General features: G+C 72.9%; 13 protein-coding genes. 7 read left to right on the forward strand and 6 right to left on the reverse strand.

Annotation, left to right across the window (positions count from 1 at the left end; all coding sequences use genetic code 11):
- The first annotated feature begins 40 nt into the window (after nucleotides 1-40).
- A complete protein-coding gene (locus AB0K05_RS05100; RefSeq protein WP_271276344.1) occupies nucleotides 41-1,663 on the forward strand; it encodes a PucR family transcriptional regulator in 1,623 nt (540 codons plus the stop codon).
- A gap of 7 nt (nucleotides 1,664-1,670) precedes the next feature.
- On the opposite strand, the gene AB0K05_RS05105 is transcribed toward AB0K05_RS05100, so the two are convergent.
- The gene (locus tag AB0K05_RS05105; protein WP_271276343.1) at nucleotides 1,671-4,496 is read right to left on the reverse strand and encodes an AfsR/SARP family transcriptional regulator; all 2,826 of its coding nucleotides are present in this window, start codon (nucleotides 4,494-4,496) and stop codon (nucleotides 1,671-1,673) included.
- A 483-nt stretch (nucleotides 4,497-4,979) separates the two neighbouring features.
- On the opposite strand from AB0K05_RS05105, the gene AB0K05_RS05110 reads away from it, so the two are divergent.
- The 4 genes from AB0K05_RS05110 (at nucleotide 4,980) to AB0K05_RS05125 (ending at nucleotide 9,439) form a co-directional block, all read left to right on the forward strand.
- A complete protein-coding gene (locus tag AB0K05_RS05110) occupies nucleotides 4,980-6,263 on the forward strand; it encodes a helix-turn-helix domain-containing protein (protein ID WP_261808698.1) in 1,284 nt (427 codons plus the stop codon).
- A gap of 45 nt (nucleotides 6,264-6,308) precedes the next feature.
- Nucleotides 6,309-6,902, forward strand: a complete 594-nt coding sequence (locus AB0K05_RS05115; RefSeq protein ID WP_148032901.1) for a copper resistance CopC family protein — start codon at nucleotides 6,309-6,311, stop codon at nucleotides 6,900-6,902.
- A complete protein-coding gene (locus AB0K05_RS05120) occupies nucleotides 6,899-8,869 on the forward strand; it encodes a cytochrome c oxidase assembly protein (RefSeq protein ID WP_148032900.1) in 1,971 nt (656 codons plus the stop codon). The genes AB0K05_RS05115 and AB0K05_RS05120 overlap by 4 nt, the downstream gene beginning before the upstream one ends.
- Nucleotides 8,870-9,034: 165 nt before the next feature.
- A complete protein-coding gene (locus AB0K05_RS05125) occupies nucleotides 9,035-9,439 on the forward strand; it encodes an ATP-binding protein (RefSeq protein WP_148032899.1) in 405 nt (134 codons plus the stop codon).
- Here AB0K05_RS05125 and map read toward each other — a convergent pair.
- Complete coding sequence (gene map / locus AB0K05_RS05130) at nucleotides 9,426-10,274, reverse strand: type I methionyl aminopeptidase (protein ID WP_148032898.1); 849 nt, start codon at nucleotides 10,272-10,274, stop codon at nucleotides 9,426-9,428. The two genes, AB0K05_RS05125 and map, sit on opposite strands and share 14 nt — an antisense overlap.
- Nucleotides 10,275-10,306: 32 nt before the next feature.
- Between map and AB0K05_RS05135 the strand changes: the two genes are divergently transcribed.
- Both AB0K05_RS05135 and AB0K05_RS05140 read left to right on the forward strand, forming a co-directional pair.
- Nucleotides 10,307-10,483 carry a hypothetical protein gene (locus AB0K05_RS05135; protein ID WP_364226837.1) on the forward strand — a complete coding sequence of 59 codons (177 nt, stop codon included), beginning with the start codon at nucleotides 10,307-10,309 and terminating at the stop codon, nucleotides 10,481-10,483.
- Between the two features lie 61 nt (nucleotides 10,484-10,544).
- On the forward strand, nucleotides 10,545-11,627 hold the full coding sequence (locus AB0K05_RS05140) for a LacI family DNA-binding transcriptional regulator (protein ID WP_148032897.1): 1,083 nt from the start codon (nucleotides 10,545-10,547) through the stop codon (nucleotides 11,625-11,627).
- Nucleotides 11,628-11,674: 47 nt separating this feature from the next.
- On the opposite strand, the gene AB0K05_RS05145 is transcribed toward AB0K05_RS05140, so the two are convergent.
- The 4 genes from AB0K05_RS05145 to AB0K05_RS05160 are packed head-to-tail and all read right to left on the reverse strand — an operon-like array spanning nucleotide 11,675 to nucleotide 16,903.
- The gene (locus tag AB0K05_RS05145) at nucleotides 11,675-12,145 is read right to left on the reverse strand and encodes a VOC family protein (RefSeq protein WP_271276341.1); all 471 of its coding nucleotides are present in this window, start codon (nucleotides 12,143-12,145) and stop codon (nucleotides 11,675-11,677) included.
- A 1-nt stretch (nucleotide 12,146) separates the two neighbouring features.
- Nucleotides 12,147-13,838, reverse strand: coding sequence for a hydantoinase B/oxoprolinase family protein (locus tag AB0K05_RS05150; RefSeq protein ID WP_364226842.1), 1,692 nt, complete (start codon nucleotides 13,836-13,838; stop codon nucleotides 12,147-12,149).
- Nucleotides 13,835-15,886: a hydantoinase/oxoprolinase family protein gene (locus AB0K05_RS05155; protein ID WP_364226845.1), complete on the reverse strand. Its 2,052-nt coding sequence runs from the start codon at nucleotides 15,884-15,886 to the stop codon at nucleotides 13,835-13,837. Before AB0K05_RS05155 ends, AB0K05_RS05150 begins: the two co-directional genes overlap by 4 nt.
- Nucleotides 15,887-15,889: 3 nt before the next feature.
- Nucleotides 15,890-16,903: a substrate-binding domain-containing protein gene (locus AB0K05_RS05160; protein WP_271276338.1), complete on the reverse strand. Its 1,014-nt coding sequence runs from the start codon at nucleotides 16,901-16,903 to the stop codon at nucleotides 15,890-15,892.
- Nucleotides 16,904-16,912 lie beyond the last annotated feature (9 nt).

Below are 16,912 nucleotides of genomic sequence, written 5' to 3' on the forward strand. Positions count from 1 at the left end.
GGGTAAGCGCGGCCACCGGCGGGCTTGTATATTCCTCCAAATGCGGATACGTGACCTGCTGGCCGTCGGCGAGCCGCGTCTCCGGCTGCTCACCGGAGACCCGGACCGCGCGTTCACCTCGGTCCACATCACCGACCTGCCGGAGCCGGGGCGCTACCTGTCGGGCGGCGAGCTCGTGCTCACCGGCCTGATGTGGCGCCAGGGGCCGGAGGACTCGGCCCGGTTCGTGGCCGCGCTGGTCGAGGCGGGGGTGGCCGGGCTCGGCGCCGGGCAGGCGTGGCTCGGCCACATCCCCGCCGACCTCGTGACGGCGTGCGAGCGGGCCGGGCTGCCGCTGCTGGAGGTGCCCACCGAGGTGTCCTTCCGCACCCTGGCCGAGCAGGCCGGGCACCGCCTGACGGGCGACGCGCGCGAGGCGCTCGGCCGCCACCGCAGGCTCGTCGCCGCCGTGGCCGAGGGCGCCGACCTGCCCGAGCTGTTCGCGCTGACCGCCGCCGAGCTGGGCGTCACCGGGGCGGTCGTGTCCGCCGCCGGCGAGGTCATCGTCGGCGCGCCGGACGACCCCGCCGGCCTGGCGCGCGCCTACCTGACCGCGACCCGGCTGCCGTGCCTGGCCGGCGGCCACACGCTGTTCGGCGTCGGGCGCGGCCACCGGGCGGGCGGCTGGATGCTCGCCTGCGACGGCGACCTGCTCGATCGGGCCGACCTGGGCTACGAGCTGGCGGCCTGCGTGGCGCTGGAACGCAGCCGCATGGAGGAGGGGCGGCGGGTGGAACGGCGGCTCGCCGGCGAACTCCTGGCCGCCGCCCTCGCCGGCGCCGACGCCGCGGAGCTGAACGCCCGCTTCCGCACCTCCGGCCTGGACACCGCCGAACCGTACGCGATCGTCAACGCCACCGTCACCCACCCCGGCCCTGCGCCCGGCTTCGCCCGGCCGGACGCGGTGTCCGGCTTCGCCCGGCCGGACGTGGCGCCCGGCTTCGCCCGGCCGGACGCGGTGTCCGGTCACGGCGAGCCCGGCGTGGCCGGGGGCGCCCGCTCCGCTGGGCACGGTGCGCCCCGCGAGCACGGCCCGGGGGTGCTCGGGGGGCAGGTGCTGGAGGAGTTGCTGGGCCGGGAGATCGTCGCACCGCCGGGCGCCGACGGGGCGGTGGCGGTGGTGCCGCTGCGCGGCGGGGACGTCGCCGATCTGGCCGCCCGCCTGCGCGCCGGGGCCGCGATCCTGTCGGCGCTGCCGGACGCCCGCGTCTGTCTCGGCCTGAGCGGCGCACTCACCGGCGCGGCCGCACTCCGAGGCGGCGTCGAGGAGGCCGGTCACGCCAGACGACTGGCCGAGGCCCGCGACGGCGGGGTGGTGACGTCCGACGAGATCTACACGCACGCGCTGCTGCTGGCCACCGTCCCCGGCGACGTGCGCAGGTCGTTCGCCGGGCGGCTGCTCGCCCCGCTGCTCGACTACGACACCGGCCACCAGTCGGAGCTGGTGCGCACGCTCGCCACCTTCCTCGACTGCGCCGGGTCCTGGAACGCGTGCGCCGAGCGGATGCACGTGCACGTCAACACCGTGCGCTACCGGATCAAGCGGGTGGAGGAGCTGACCGGCAGGGACCTGTCGACGATGGCCGACCGGGTCGACCTCTTCCTCGCGCTCAGGGCGAGATGACCGGCCGTCACACGCGCACGGTGGGGACGCCGACCAGCTCGTGCACGATCCGCTGCTCGTTCTCCGTCTCGATCCGCCACTTGGCGTTCTCCAGCTCCGCCGCCAGCGGCATCGCCTCGGCGATGTGCGGCAGGGCCGCGTGTGCGTCGCCCAGCTCCCGGCGCGCCCGGGACAGCAGGACGAGGCACTCCAGCTCGCCGAGCCGGTTGCGATGGGCCCGGCTCGCCGCCAGCGCCCGCTCCAGGTGGTCCGCGGCCTCGCCCGGCTTGCCCTCGTCGAGGCAGAGCTCACCGAGTATCCGGCGCATGTTCATCTCGTGACCGGTGTCGCCGATGCTCTCGGCGGCGGCGAGCGCCTCTTCCAGAGGCCCCCGCGCCTCCGCCGGGCGGCCGAGCTTCTGGCAGGCCAGCCCTCTCATCATCAGCGCGTAACGCACGCCCACGTCCGCGCCGATCCGCCGCGCCAGCGCGAGCTGCCGGCCGGCGTAGCCGAGCGCCTGCTCGTGCAGCCCCCGCTCGACCGACAGGTTGGCCAGGTTGCCCAGCGTGCGCTGCTCGCTGAACCGGTCGCCCAGCTCCCTGGCCAGGATGAGCTGCGCCTCCAGATGGCCCATGGCCTCCGCCTTGCCCTGCAGGGCCAGGCCGCAGGCGACGTGCCCGTGCGCGTGATAGGCGCCGAGCCGGTCGCCCAGCCGCTCGCAGACGTCCAGCGCCCGCCGGTTCAGCGCGATCAGAGGCACGGGCTCGTGCGCGTACTGCTGATACCAGAACAGCGAGAAGCACAGCGCCACCCCCAGCGCGGCCAGCCCGGAGTCAGGGCCGGCCATGGCCTGCCCGGCCGCCGCCACCAGGTTGGTCTCCTCGCCGGCCAGCCAGGCGATCGCCTCGTCCGGTCCGCCGACGGCGTGCGGCACGGCGTCGACCTCGGGACCCTCGGCCTGCACCCGGTGCGGGTCCATGGTGGTGACGGCCAGCCGCGCGGAGGCGATGTAGAAGCTCAGCGCCCGGGCGAGCGGCCCGGCGGCGTCGCCCGGCGCCATCTCGGCCGCGAACAGCCGGACCAGGTCGTGGAGCTGGTAGCGGCCCGGGCCCGCGAGGTGTTCCAGCAGGTGGGCGTCCACCAGCCGTTCCAGCGCCCGCTCGGCCTCGTCGGCGCCGGTGCCGAGCAGCGCCGCCGCCACCTCCGCCGTCACGTCGTGCAGGTGCAGCAGGCCGAGCAGACCCAGAGCGCGGGCGGCGACCCGGTCGATCGGCCTGGCGCTGCCGGCCAGGGCGCTCCAGCTCGACGCCAGGCTCGCCCGTACCGCCAGCTCGCCCGCCTCCAGCTCGTGCAGCCTGCGGCGCTCGTCGCGCAGCCGGCCGGTCAGCGCCGACACGCTCCAGGCGGGGCGGTCGGCCAGGCGCGCGCCCGCGATGCGCAGCGCGAGCGGCAGGCCGTCGCAGAGCCGCACCAGACCGGCCGTCTCCTCGGGGTCCGCCGCCATCCGCTCGGCCCCGGCCAGCTTGGCCAGCACCGTGACGGACTCCGGGAGGGACAGGCGAGGCAGGTGGAGCTGGACGCAGTCGTCGCCGGCGGCGAGCGTCTCGCGGCTGGTCACCACGATCGCGGTGCCGCGCGGAGCCGGTAACAGCGGCAGGATCTGCCCGAGCCCGGCGGCGTCGTCCAGGAGGATCAGCGTCCGCCTGCCGGACAGCGTGCTGCGCCACAGCGCCGCGGCCTCGTCCACGTCGCCGGGGATGGCGTCGCCGTCGATGCCGAACGCGCGCAGGAACCTGCCCAGCACGTCCAGCGGGTCGAGGCCCGGCAGCCCGACCGTGGCTCCGCGCAGGTTCACGTAGAGCTGGCCGTCGGGGTAGCGGTCCTTGACGAGGTTGCCGATCCGCACCGCCAGCGCCGACTTGCCCACGCCCGGCGGCCCGGAGATGACCACGAGAGGGTTCGGCTCGGTGTCGTCCCACGGCGCCAGCAGCCCTTTGAGCCGGATGACCTCCTGGGTCCTGCCCACGAACCCGGCCAGGTCGCGGGGCAACTGGCGGGGCAGCGGGGGCGGCCCGTCACCGGGCCGCTCGCGGGGCCCGGCCGCCAGCGCCAGCCGGTGTGAACGGCGCAGCGCCTCTCCCGGGTCCACGCCCAGCTCCTCGCGGAGCAGCCGCCGGCTCTCCTCGTAGACCACCAGGGCCTCGGCGCGCCTGCCGCACCGCACCAGGGCGAGCATCAGCAGCTCGCGCGGCCGTTCGCGGAGGGGATGGCGGTAGGTCATGGCCCGCAGCGGGGCCAGCGCGTCCTGCGGCCTGTCGAGCCCGAGCAACGCCTCGGCGCGGTATTCCTGCGCGGCGAGCCGCGCCTCGGTCAGCCGGGCGCGCTCGCTCTCGGCGAAGGGCCCGGGAACCCCGGGCAGCGCTTCGCCGTGCCACAGGGCGAGGGCCTCTTCGAGGTCGGGCAGGGCGCCCGCGTGGTCGCCCCGCAGGACGGCGCGGCGCGCGTGGTCGAGCCGCTCGGTGAAGGCGATGGCGTCCACCCGGGAGCCGTCGAGGCGGAGCCGGTAGCCCCCGGCGGCGCCGACGACCAGCTTCGAGGGCTCGCGCCGCCCCCGGGACGGCTCCAGCGCGTTCCTGAGCCCGGCCACGTAGGTGTAGACGCTCTGCTCGGCCGTCTTGGGCGGGTCGTCGCCCCAGATGCCGTCGATGATGCGCGGAATCGGCACCACGCGCCCCGGCCACGCGGCGAGGATCGCCGTCAGCGCCTGCCGGCGGGGTGGACCGAGATCGATCTCCTTGCCGTCGCGCGCGGCGGTGACCGGCCCCAGGAGCCGGACGATGACGCCCTCGGCCAACGGACTCTCCCACCCGTGGAGCTGACCACGGCGGCGTAGACCGGATCACGGTGAGGGAGCAGGGCCGATCGGGCCGACGTGGCGACGTCTAGAGGAAATGTAGATGCCCCGCCTAGGCTGCTCGCCTACGGGGAATGCGCGGAGACTTCTACGGGTGATGCGCGGAGAAGCGGAGAGAACGAGGGCAGCGGCGACGGGGGTGTGACACGCAGGAGATGGCTCTCACCTGACATGGCGGCCCCGCCGCCGGTCTCACCCGCGTGCTCAGCAACAATAGGCGTCGCCGAGGACGGCGAGAGAGACGGCGGAGACTGCTGCGGGGGCAGACGTTTCCGCATTCGCGACCGTACTATTGCCTGCAACGGCCACCACGGCCCCGAGCAAGGCAACAAGTGCGGACATCGTGAGGCGCGTGCGCATGAGGATCTCCCTCGCGGATCTACGGGACTTGCTTGGAACTTATCATTTCAGGGAGCGACGACCGTGACCACATCTGACCTAGTCGGACTCCGTATCAAGACGGTGCGGCGGCAGCGCGGCCTCTCGCAGGCACAGCTCGCGCACCCCGAGTTGTCTGACAGTTACGTCTCCTTGATCGAGAGTGGCAAGCGTACTCCCACGCCGGCGGTCCTGGAGCTGCTGGCCCAGAAACTGGACTGCTCGCTCTCCTATCTGATCAACGGTGTGACGGCCGAGCAGATGGAGGACATCGAACTCTCGCTCGGCTACGCCCGGATCGCGCTGGAGAACGGCGAGGTCGCCGAGGCCCGCAACCGCTTCACCGAGCTGCTCGCGGACAACAACCTGACAGGTCTGACCGAGCTTCGTCAAGACACCGAATTCGGGCTGGCCCTCGCCACGGAGGCGTGCGGCGACAGCGACGAGGCGATCGCCATCCTGCAGCGGCTGCAGGGCGAGGACGTCCCCGCCGAGCGCCGGATCGAGATCGCCATCGCCCTGTGCCGCGTCTACCGGCAGAGCAACCGGCTCGTGGAGGCCGTCGAGATCGGCGAGCGCATCCTGGGCGGCGCCAACCGGCCCGCGTGGTCCGACCTGCTGGTGGAGCTGGGCGCCACCCTGCTGGCGGCCTACTTCGTGCGCGGCGACCACCTGCGCGCCCGGCAGTTCGCCGCCGAGCTGCTCAACGCCGCCGACGCGCTCGGCTCCCCGCGCGCCATGGCCGCGGCCAACTGGAACGCCGCCTTCGCGGCCGACTACACCGGCCACCGGGAGGAGGCGCTCGTCTTCGCCGAGCGGGCCCTGGCGCTGGTGGCCGAGTCCGGTCACCCGCGCCTGCTCGCCATGATGCGGGTCGCGTACGTCCAGCTGCGGCGGCGCGTGCAGCCCGAGGAGGCGGCCTCGCTCCTGGAGCACGTCAACCGCGCCATCAGGGACCAGGAGCAGAGCTCCACCAGCGTGACCGACCGGGCGCGGGCGCTGACCGAGCTGGCCCACGTCGAGTTCATGACCGGCGACCTCGACCGGGCCCTGGAGCACGCCCACACCGCCGGCGGCCTCCTGTCCGGCGCCGCCGTCGCCCAGGTGCCGCAGACGCACCTGCTGCTGGGGCGGGCGCACAGCGTGCGCGGCGAGGCCGCCGAGGCCGACCGGCACCTGCGGACGATCCGCGACGCCCTCGACTCGGTCCCGCCGTCCTTCCTCTCGGCCGGCGCGTGGTACGCCACGGCGGAGACGCTCTACGAGATCGGCGACGCCGAGGCCAGCGTCGAGGCCTACCAGCGGGCGCTCGCCTGCGCGGGTCTCTGATCGGGGTACGAACCGGGCGGGGTGCTCGGTAGCCTTGAAGGCGCCATGAAGAGTTCCCCGCTCGCGGCCCTCACCGCGATCCTCGCCACGCTGCTCGTCCTCGTCACCGCCGGGCCGGCTCTGGCTCACGACGCGCTCAAGAGCAGCGACCCCGCCAAGGACGCCACGGTCGAGTCCGTGGACGAGATCACGCTGGAGTTCACCGGCAAGATCCGCATGCCCTTCGTGAGCGTCCGCGGGCCGGGTGACACCCAGCACCAGGCCGGCGACCCGGAGCTCGACGGGGTGAAGGTGAAGCAGGCGCTGAAGGGCGAGCTGCCCGACGGCGACTACACCATCGCCTACCGGGTCGTCTCGTCCGACGGCCACCCGATCGAGGGCGAGATCCCGTTCACCGTCAAGGGCGCGAGCCCGTCCCCGGCGGAGACTCCTGAGGGGAGCACGGCGCCGACGGCCGAGGCGACCACCGCCGAGCCGGCCCCCACCGCCACCGAGCCGGCCGAGGCCCAGCCCGCCGAGGAGGTGTCCGCCGAGAGCGACGCCGCCACCTTCCCGGTCTGGCTCCTCATCGTGGTCGGCGCGCTCGTCGGCATCGGCATCGGGTTCCTCATGAGCGCCAGGAAGAAGAAGCAGCCGTGACCAGAGCCGCGCGTCTCGCGCTGGCGGCGGCCGGGGCGGCGATCGCCGCCCTCGTGATCGCCATGATCGCCGGAGGCGCGGCGTTCCCCAGGATCATCCTCGGCGTGCCCTCGTCAGGCGTCGTGACGCGCTGGGGGCTGCCGGTCTCCAAGCTGGCCATGGACGTCGCGGGCGTCGCCACGGTCGGCCTGCTGCTGGCCGCCGCCCTGCTGCTGCCCAACGACAAGGGCGTGCTCGGCAAGACCGCGCAGGGCTACCTGCGGGCCGCCTCCTGGACGGGGCTCGCCTGGGCGGGCGCGGCCTTCCTCACCATGGTCTTCAGCGTCTCCGACGTGTGGGCGCGCTCGGTCCCCGAGATCCTCAACCGCAACTTCCTGGTCGGCTTCGCCACCCAGGAGAGCCCCGGCATCGCGCTCACCCTCGTGGTGCTGTTCGGGCTGTCGATCGCGCTGTTCTCCCGCGGCGTCATCACCGCCGGGGCGGCGGCCGGGCTGCTGGTGCTCGCGCTGGTCACGCTGATGCCGCCGGCGCTCACCGGCCACTCCGCCTCCTCGCCCAACCACGGCCTGGCCATCACCTCGGTCACCCTCCACCTGCTGACGCTGGCTCTGTGGGTGGGCGGGCTGGCCGTGCTGGCCCTGCACGCCGCGCTGAAGCGGCCGCAGCTCGACGTGGCGGCCTCCCGCTTCTCGCGGATGGCGCTGTGGGTCTACATCGGCGTGGGGATGTCGGGCGTGTTCAGCACGCTCGCGCGGCTCACGTCGCTGTCCGACCTGTGGACGTCCAGCTACGGCGTGCTCATCGTGGCCAAGACCGTGGCGTTCGTGCTGCTCGGCTACGTCGGCTGGTGGCACCGCCAGCGCACGCTCGCCGACCTCGGCGCGGGCCGCCCGCGCGCGTTCGCCCGGCTCGCGGCCGGCGAGCTCATGCTCATGCTGGCGACGATCGGGCTGGCGGTGGCGCTGTCGCGCACCCCGCCCCCGCCGGTCAGCCTGCCCGCCGACCGCGCCTTCGACCTCCTCGGCCACCCGGTCCCGCCGCCGATCTCGGCCGCGAACATCCTCTCGCTGTGGTGGTTCGACCTGTTCTTCGCGCTGCTCGCCGCGATCCTGGCCGGGCTGTACGGCGCGGGCGTCGTACGGATGCGGCGGCGCGGCGACGCCTGGCCGTGGGGCCGCACCGCGTCGTGGTTCGCCGGCGTGGCCATCCTGGTCTTCACCACCCAGAGCGGCGTGGCGCGGTACGCCAAGGTCATGTTCGACGTGCACATGATCGAGCACATGACGCTGGCCATGATCGTCCCGATCTTCCTGGTGCTCGGCGCCCCCGTCACGCTCGCGCTGCGCGCGCTCAAGCCCGCCGCCCGGCGCGGAGACCGGGGGCCGCGCGAGTGGCTGATGGCGATCCTGCACAGTGGTTACGCGCGCGTCGTCACCCATCCGGGCATCGCCACCGCGATCTTCATCGCGTCCACCTACGCGCTCTACTTCACGCCGCTGTTCGAGGCCGCCATGGAGGAGCACCTCGGCCACATCCTCATGATCCTCCACTTCCTGGTCAGCGGGTGCCTGTTCTTCTGGGTGGTCATCGGGGTCGACCCCGGCCCTCACCAGCTCCCGTACGTGGGCAGGCTGCTGCTGCTGTTCGTCACCATGCCGTTCCACGCGTTCTTCGGCATCGCGCTGATGATGACCGGCACGCTCATCGCGCCCGGCTGGTACGAGCAGCTCGACCGGTCCTGGGGCGGGCCGCTGCTGCAGGAGCAGCAGAACGGCGGCGCGATCGCGTGGGGGTTCGGGGAGATCCCGACCCTCATGGTGCTGCTGGCCATCGCGGTGCAGTGGTACCGCAGCGAGGACCGCAAGGCCCGGCGCGACGACCGGTCCGCCGCGCGTTCCGGCGATCCGGAGCTCACCTCGTACAACGACTATCTGGCCAGGCTCAACGAGCTCGACAAACGCGAGTAGCCGTTCAGGCAGGGCCTGCTATCTTCACCCGGTGTGACGGCGGCACGGCGGGTAGCCTTTCCCGATAGGGGGTGGCGCGAGCCTGCCGTGGGGGGTGGCGCTCCGCGCTTTCGGCGCCGGCGGTGGAGCCGGCGCGCTCGGGCCTCAGGAAGGCGTGGAGCGGTGATGGAAGTGACGCGCATGCGCGGGGGTGAAAGCCTGGCCGAAGCCCTTGAGGGCAACCTGGCCGAATGGTCGCGGCGTACGGGGATCGCGGTGGAGGTGTGGGCGCTGCCCGCGGCCGACGTGCGGCCGCGGGTCGCCAAGGGGGTTCTGGAGGCGCTGGCCGAGGCGCTCGACAACGTGCACAAGCACAGCGAGGCCACGACGGTGTCGATCGCCGTCACGGTGGGCCGCGGCGGTCTGCGTATGACGGTCAGCGACCACGGCAGGGGCTTCGATCTCTCGCGGGCGGGCCGCGGGATCGCCCGCATGCGGGCGGCGCTGGGCGAGGCCGGCGGGTCGCTGTCGGTCAACAGCGTGCCCGGCGAGGGCACCACCGTGACGGGGGTCGTGCCTAAGGCGCGGTGAGGATCTCGCTGCCGGTGGCGGTGACCACGATCGTGTGCTCGAACTGTGCCGTGCGCTTGCGGTCCTTGGTCACCGCGGTCCACTTGTCGGGCCAGATGTCGTAGTCGATCGTGCCCAGCGTCAGCATCGGCTCGATGGTGAACGTCATGCCCTGCACCAGCTCCACCCGGAGCGACGGGTCGTCGTAGTGGGGCACCATCAGGCCGGAGTGGAAGCTGGTGCCGATGCCGTGGCCGGTGAAGTCACGCACCACGCCGTAGCCGAACCGCTTGGCGTACGCCTCGATCACCCGGCCGACCACGTTGAGCTGGCGGCCCGGCGCGACGGCCTTGATAGCGCGCATCATCGCCTCGCGGGTGCGCTCGACCAGCAGCCGCGACTCCTCGTCGACCTCGCCGACCAGGAAGGTGGCGTCGGTGTCGCCGTGGACGCCGCCGATGTAGGCGGTGATGTCGACGTTGACGATGTCGCCGTCGCGCAGCACGGTGTCGTCGGGGATGCCGTGGCAGATCACCTCGTTGATCGAGGTGCACAGCGACTTGGGGTAGCCCTTGTAGCCGAGCGTGCTGGGGTAGGCGCCGTGGTCGACGAGGAACTCGTGGCCGATGCGGTCGAGCTCGTCGGTGGTGACGCCCGGCCGCACGTTCCGGCCGACCTCTTCGAGCGCCTGGGCGGCGATGCGGCCCGCGACCCGCATGCGCTCGATGATCTCGGGGGTCTTCACGTCGGACTCGCCGGTCTTGGGGCGCTTCTTGCCGACGTACTCCGGCCGCTCGATGTGGGCGGGAACCTTTCGCATGGGCGAAATTCGGCCGGGCTGGAGCAGTGTCGTCATGAAACCTGAGTCTACGGGGCAGAATCGACCTCATGACCGATGGCCAGTGGTGGTTCTGCCTCAAGCACATGCGGGTCGAGCCCGACGTGGGCTGCCCCAACAAGGACCGGATGGGCCCGTACGCGACCGAGCAGGAGGCTGCCGGGGCGCTGCAGCGCGCGGCCGACCGCAACAAGGCGTGGGACGAGGCCGACCAGGACGACGACTGACGGGAGTGCCACGGGTTCCGGCCCGTGGCCTCCGGCTCTCAAGCTGCGATAACGTTCCCTCATGGCCTCATCCGCTCAGCCTCCGACGATCCACGACGTGGCAAGGCTGGCCAAGGTGTCCACCTCCACCGCGAGCCGCGTGCTGGGCAACTACGGCCGGTTCAGCGAGGCGACGCGGAAGCGCGTCCTCGACGCGATAGAGACCCTGGGCTACCGGCCCAACAGCGTGGCCAGGAGCATGGTGACCCGGCGCACCGACACCCTGGGCGTGGTGTGCGCCGACATCAGCAGCCCGTTCTTCTCCGGCGTGGTGCGCGGCATCACCGACGAGGCCAGGAAGTCGGGCTACAGCATCCTGCTGACCAACACCGACGAGGACGTCCGCAGCGAGCGGGAGGCCGTCAACCTGCTGATCGACAAGCAGGTCGACGGCCTGATCGTCGCCACCGCCGACGTCGGCGACGTCGAGCACCTGCGGGCGGTCCGGTCGCACGGCAAGCACGTGGTGCTCTTCGACCGGCCGAGCAGCGCCGTCGGGGCCGACGCGGTCACCGTCGACGACGTCGCGGCCATGCGGGAGGCCGTGACCTACCTCCTGAGCCACGGCCACCGCCGCATCGGCATCCTGACGGAGCTGCGCATCGAGCGCGAGGCCGACTGGGCCACGCTGCTCCGTCCAGGGCTCGACCGCCTGCGCGGGGAGATCAACGCCAGCGCCGCCCGGCTGCTCGGCTACCTGCGCGCCCACCGCGACGCCGGGGTGGAGGTGGACCCGTCGCTGGTCGGCCGGACGGGCGGCTACGACGTCGAAGGCGCGGCCGAGGCCACCCGGCGCCTGCTGGCCTCGCCGGCCCGGCCGACGGCCCTGGTCACCACCGACAACATGATGACGCTCGGCGCCTACCAGGCCGTGCGCGAGCTCGACATCGAGATGCCGCGTGACCTGTCGTTCGTGGGCTTCGACAACCTCGACTGGACCACGCTGGTCCGGCCCGCCCTCACCGTCATCGAGCAGCCGGTGCACGAGATCGGGGCCAGGGCGGCCCGCAAGCTCATCGACCGGCTCAACGGCGACGAGGGCCCGCCCGAGCTCATCGAGCTGCCCACGTCGTTCCTGGTCCGCGAGTCGGTGGCGGCCGTCTGAGAACGTGCGGGGGCCCGGCGGACATCTCCGCCGGGCCCCGTGCGCGGTCAGGCGTGCTCGCCGCCCGCCGCCCAGCTGTCGAAGCCGGGCTTGTTGGCCAGCAGTCCGAGCTCGATCCGCAGGCCGAGGTCGTTGAGCAGGTAGCGGAACCGGACGCTGTCGTCAGGCTCCAGCCCGTCGGCCTCGACGCGGTACCTGCCGGTCGCCAGGAGCCCGGCCGTGGCCTCCTCGATGTCCGCCACCCAGTAGGTGAGGTGGTGCAGCTGCTGCACCCCGCCGGTGGGGGCCCAGACGCTGCCCTCGGCCGACTCGATCATCTTGACGTGGGCGGGCCCGCTCGCGGCGGTGACGAACCGTACCGGACGCTCCTCGCGCGAGCCGTCGGGGAAGCGGACCACGGTGTCCCACTCCAGGATGTCGCTCCACCCGCCGGCCACGGGCGTGGTGGCCGCGACGGCCTCCTCCAGGTCGTCGACCACGATCCCGACGTGCGCCACGCCCAGGAACCCGGCGGCCATGTCAGCGCGTCCTCTCGTAGGCGGCCGCGCCCGCCGCGGTGATCCGGCCGTCCCTGAGGTCGGCCTCGACCAGCTCGGCCGGGCGCTCGGCCGGGTCGCCGTAACCGCCGCCGCCGCCCGCGCGCAGGCTGACGATCTCACCCGGCAGGGCCGAGCCCTGGCCCTTGGAGGGGAGCGCGGTCTCGGTGCCGTCCTCGTGGATCAGCGCCAGCGACGCGGGCATCCCCGGCCGGCCGCCGGTCAGCCCCTGCGGCGCGAACTCCGGCCGGGTCTGCTCGGCCTCCGACAGGAAGCCCAGCGGCTTGCTGGAGATGTTGCGGTAGTCGGCCCGGATGCCGAGCCCGCCCCGGTGACGGCCGGCGCCCCCCGAGTCGGGGATGAGCGCGTACCGCTCCACCCGCAGCTCGTAGGAGGACTCGATCACCTCGGCCGGGATCAGCTGGCAGTTGGCCATGTGCACGTCGAGGGCGTCGGCGCCGTCGTGGTCCACGCAGGCGCCCGCGCCGCCGGCGACGTTGGCCAGCAGGACCACGCCGTCTCCCGACTTGGGGGAGCGGGACTCGCAGATGAGCACCGGCCAGCCCACGAACCACTCCGCGGACGCGCGGTGCGGCGCCGCCGCGGCCAGCGCCCGGGTGACGATGGACGCCAGGCGCTGCGAGGCGAGGTGCCGGTCCCCGACCGCGGCGGGGAACTCGGGGTTGACCGCCGTGCCGCGGGGCGCGTGGAAGGAGACCGGATCCAGCGAGCCCTCGTTGAACGGCACGTCGGAGGGCATCAGGCACTTCACCGCATAGTGCACCACGGAGCGCAGGGTCGAGTCGGGGATGTTCATCCCGCCGCGCATCTGCGGGTCGGAGCCGGTGAAGTCGAAGTGGATCTCCTCGCCCGAGATCACCGCCTTGACCACCATCCTCACCGGCGCGTCGAGGTCGAGCCCGTCGTTGTCCAGGCAGCCCTCCGCCGTGTAGTCGCCGTCCGGAAGCTTGGCGATCTCCGCGCGGGTCCGCCGCACGGTGTAGGCGAACAGCTCCTCGAACGTGTCGAGCAGCAGGCCGGTGCCGAACTTCCCGGCCAGGCCCGCGAACCGGCCGGCGCCGGAGCGGGCCGCCGCGATCTGCGCCCGCAGGTCGCCGTGGTTCTGGGCCGGGTGACGGGTGTTGGCGGTGATGATGTCCAGCAGGCCCCGCTCGGGAACCCCCTTGACCTCCACCTTCAGCGCCGGGAGGAGCACGCCCTCCTCGTACGCCGACTCCGACCGGGCCGCGGCCGTGCCGGGGGTGCGCCCGCCCCAGTCGGCGTGGTGGGCGATGACGCCGGTGAACCCGACGAGCGTCGCGGCGGCGTCGAAGACCGGGACGAAGATGTTGATGTCGTTGGTCTGGCAGGCGCCCAGGTAGGGATGGTTGTTGATGAAGACGTCCCCGGGATGGATGTCCTCACCCCACTTGTCCAGGCAGGCGCGCAGCGCCGGTGCCATGGACGCGAGCAGGCTCGGGATGTCGAGCGCGGCGGCGAGCATCCGCCCCCGGGCGTCGAACAGCGCGCAGGAGTAGTCGCGCATGTCCTTGACCACCACGCTGAGCGCGGTGCGGCGCAGCGCGGTGCCCATCTCCTCGGCGATGGTCTCCAGCGCATGCCGGACGACCTCGGTGGTGATCGGGTCGGCGCCGTTCTCGCGCGGCGTCATCATGCCTCCTCGCCGGGCTTGTCATAGGTGATGACCAGGTTGAGGTCGTCGTCGACCCGGAGCGTGGTGCCGGGGACGACCACCGTGGTGGCCTCCCGCTCCTCGACGATCGCGGGGCCGCGCAGCACGGTGCCCGGCGCCAGCGCGCCGCGCTCGTACACCGGGGTCCGCACCCGGCCGGGGCCCTTGAAGTAGACCTCGCGGTGGCGGGCGGGCTCGCCGCCCGCCTCGTCCGTACGGGCCGGGACGCCGGGGCCGTGGTCCAGGATCCCGTACGCCTCCAGGCCGACGGCCACCAGCTCCACCCGCTCCTCGGGGTTGCTGTGACCGAACTCGAACCGGTGCTGCTCGTGGAAGCGCTTGACCGCGTCCGCCAGCGCGCCGGCGTCGAGTTCCGGGGCGTCGATGAGCACCTCGACGTCGTTGTCCTGCCAGGCGTAGCGGAACCGGGCCAGCCGCACGTGGTCCACGCGCTTGACGCCGGTGCCGGCGAACCGCTCGGCGGCCGTCTCGGCCATGCCCTGGTACAGGGCCTCGACGTCCTCCGCCGGCACGTCGCCGACGCCGGCGTCGACCACCCGGGCGAAGGTGTACTTGATGTCGGAGCCGGCCAGCCCGACCGCCGAGAACGTGCCGGGGCTCGGCGGGATCAGCACGCCGCCGACGTCCACCAGGGCGCCGACGCTGAGCGCGTGCATCGGCCCGGCGCCGCCGAACGGCAGCAGGTAGAAGTCGCGCGGGTCGTGGCCGCGGTTGACGCTGACCACGCGGACGCCGCGGGCCATGATCGCGTCGGCCACGTCGAGGATGCCGATGGCCGCGGTGTCGACGTCGACGCCGAGCGGGTCGGCCACGTGCGTCTTCACCGCCCGCCTGGCCGCCTCCACGTCCAGGGGCATCTCGCCGCCGAGGAACGCCGCCGGGTCGATCCGGCCCAGCACCAGGTGCGCGTCCGTGGTGGTGGGACGCGTCCCGCCCCGGCCGTAGCAGGCGGGGCCGGGCATCGCGCCGGCGCTCTCGGGCCCGACGCGCAGCCCGCCGGCCTCGTCGACGCTCGCCAGGGAGCCGCCGCCCGAGCCGATGGTGTGGATGTCGAACTGGGGCACCAGCATGGGCCGCCCCTCGAACACGCTCTCCCGCTCGACCCTGGCCCGGCCCTCGTGGATCAGGCAGATGTCGGTGGAGGTGCCGCCCATGTCGAACGTGATCTGGTTCGGGTACGCCGACTGCCTGGCCACCTGGGTGGCGGCCAGGACCCCGGCGGCGGGCCCGGAGAGCACCATGCGGTGCGCGTTCGCGGCGGCCTCCTCCGCCTTCATCACGCCGCCGTTGGACTGCATGATGAAAGTGGGACAGGTGACCCCGGCCGGCTCCAGACCGCTCAGGATGCCGGACATGTAACGGGCGACCAGGGGCCGCAGCGCGGCGCTCACCACGGTCGTGCAGGCGCGCGGATACTCCTTGATCTCCGGCGCGACCTCGCAGCCGACCGCCACGGAGAGCTCCGGCATGGCCTCCCTGAGCGCCGCGGCGAGCCGCCGCTCGTGCTCCTCGTTGCGGAACCCGAACAGGAAGGTGATGGCGCACGCCTCGACGTCCGCGGCCCGTACCTCCTCGACCAGGCGCGCGATCTCGGCGTCGGTCAGCGGGGTCACCACCTCGCCCAGCCGGTCCACGCGCTCGGTGGCCTCGAAGACGAGGGACCGGGGCACGTACGGGCGGGGCTTGGCGACCCGCAGGTCGAACAGGTCGCCGCGGAGCTGGGTGCCGATCTCCAGCACGTCGCGGAAGCCGCGGGTGACCACCAGCGCGGTGCGGGGCAGCTTGGACTCCAGCAGGGCGTTGGTCGCCACCGTGGAGCCGTGGCTGAAGGTGTCCAGCGCCGCGACGTCCACGCCGCGGGTGCGCCGGATCTGGGCGATGCCGTCGAGGATGCCGATCGAGGCGTCATGCGGCGTGCTCGGCACCTTCTCGACGACCCGGCGGCCGTCCTCGTGCAGGACGACGACGTCGGTAAAGGTGCCGCCGACGTCGATTCCCAGCCTGGCCATCGCTCACTTCCCTTCCGGCTTGACGTACAGGTACTGGCTGATCTCGGGGGTGTCGAGGTTGTCCTTGGTCGCCACGACGAAGTCGTAGAGCTTCTCGCCCTGCGGGCGGGTGCCGTCCTTGGTGTACGCGGTCAGCGCCTCGACCGCGTCCTTGCCCATGTCGTACGGCTTCTGCACGACCAGCGCGTCGACCAGGCCCTGGCGCAGCAGGTCGACCTGGTCGGGGGAGGCGTCCACGCCGACGACCTTGATGTCGCCGGTCTTGCCGGCCTGCTGCACCGCCTTGGCCGCGCCGATGGCGGCGTTGGTCCAGGAGGCGAAGACGGCCTTCAGGTCGGGCACCCTGGAGATCAGGGCCGAGGTCTTGGCGACGTTCTCGGAGATGTCGGCGCCGGCGTACTCCTCGCCGCTGTTCTCCAGGCCGGCGTGCTTCTTCAGCTGCTCCTGCCAGCCCTTGAGCCGGATGTCCACGCTCTGGATGCCCGGGATGTAGCCGACGTAGCCCACCTTCCCGGTGCCCGCGAGCAGCTCGTTCACGGTGTCGGCGGCCATCTCGCCGCTGACGACGCCGTCGGACTTGAAGGTCGCCAGCCGGGCGTCCTGGTCCTCCACGTCGGCGTCGACGGTGACGATCGGGATGCCCTGCTCGTTCACCTGCCGCATCGGGGCCGACATCGCCTTGGCGTCGAGGGCCGACATGATGATGCCGTCCGGCTTGGTGGCCGCGATCGACTGCAGCAACTGGGTCTGGGCGGCCACGTCGAGCGTGGTCGGAGCCTGCCAGGAGAATTCGACGCCGAGCTCCGCCGCCTTCTCCTCGGCGCCCTTGGCCAGCGTCAGGTAGTAGGGGTCGAACTGGTCGTTGAGCAGCATGACGACCCGCGGCTTGGCGCCCGCGCCGTCCGCGCCGTCCGTGCCGCCCGCCTTCGCGGCGGTGTCCGGCGCCTCGGTGGCGCACGCGGCCAGGGTCAGCCCGGCCAGTGCCAGTACGGCGACCTTCTTGATATTCCGCAACATGATGGAGTT

Origin of the sequence: Nonomuraea sp. NPDC049486, from assembly GCF_040676925.1 — a bacterium.
GTDB lineage: Bacteria > Actinomycetota > Actinomycetes > Streptosporangiales > Streptosporangiaceae > Nonomuraea > Nonomuraea ferruginea.

Bases quoted from the DNA above. Each gene is read 5' to 3' on its own strand.
- AB0K05_RS05100 (WP_271276344.1), top strand. From the start codon at position 41: ATGCGGATACGTGACCTGCTGGCCGTCGGCGAGCCGCGTCTCCGGCTG.
- AB0K05_RS05115 (WP_148032901.1), top strand. From the start codon at position 6,309: ATGAAGAGTTCCCCGCTCGCGGCCCTCACCGCGATCCTCGCCACGCTG.
- AB0K05_RS05125 (WP_148032899.1), top strand. From the start codon at position 9,035: ATGGAAGTGACGCGCATGCGCGGGGGTGAAAGCCTGGCCGAAGCCCTT.
- map (WP_148032898.1), bottom strand. From the start codon at position 10,274: ATGACGACACTGCTCCAGCCCGGCCGAATTTCGCCCATGCGAAAGGTT.
- AB0K05_RS05135 (WP_364226837.1), top strand. From the start codon at position 10,307: ATGACCGATGGCCAGTGGTGGTTCTGCCTCAAGCACATGCGGGTCGAG.
- AB0K05_RS05140 (WP_148032897.1), top strand. From the start codon at position 10,545: ATGGCCTCATCCGCTCAGCCTCCGACGATCCACGACGTGGCAAGGCTG.
- AB0K05_RS05145 (WP_271276341.1), bottom strand. From the start codon at position 12,145: ATGGCCGCCGGGTTCCTGGGCGTGGCGCACGTCGGGATCGTGGTCGAC.
- AB0K05_RS05150 (WP_364226842.1), bottom strand. From the start codon at position 13,838: ATGATGACGCCGCGCGAGAACGGCGCCGACCCGATCACCACCGAGGTC.
- AB0K05_RS05155 (WP_364226845.1), bottom strand. From the start codon at position 15,886: ATGGCCAGGCTGGGAATCGACGTCGGCGGCACCTTTACCGACGTCGTC.
- AB0K05_RS05160 (WP_271276338.1), bottom strand. From the start codon at position 16,903: ATGTTGCGGAATATCAAGAAGGTCGCCGTACTGGCACTGGCCGGGCTG.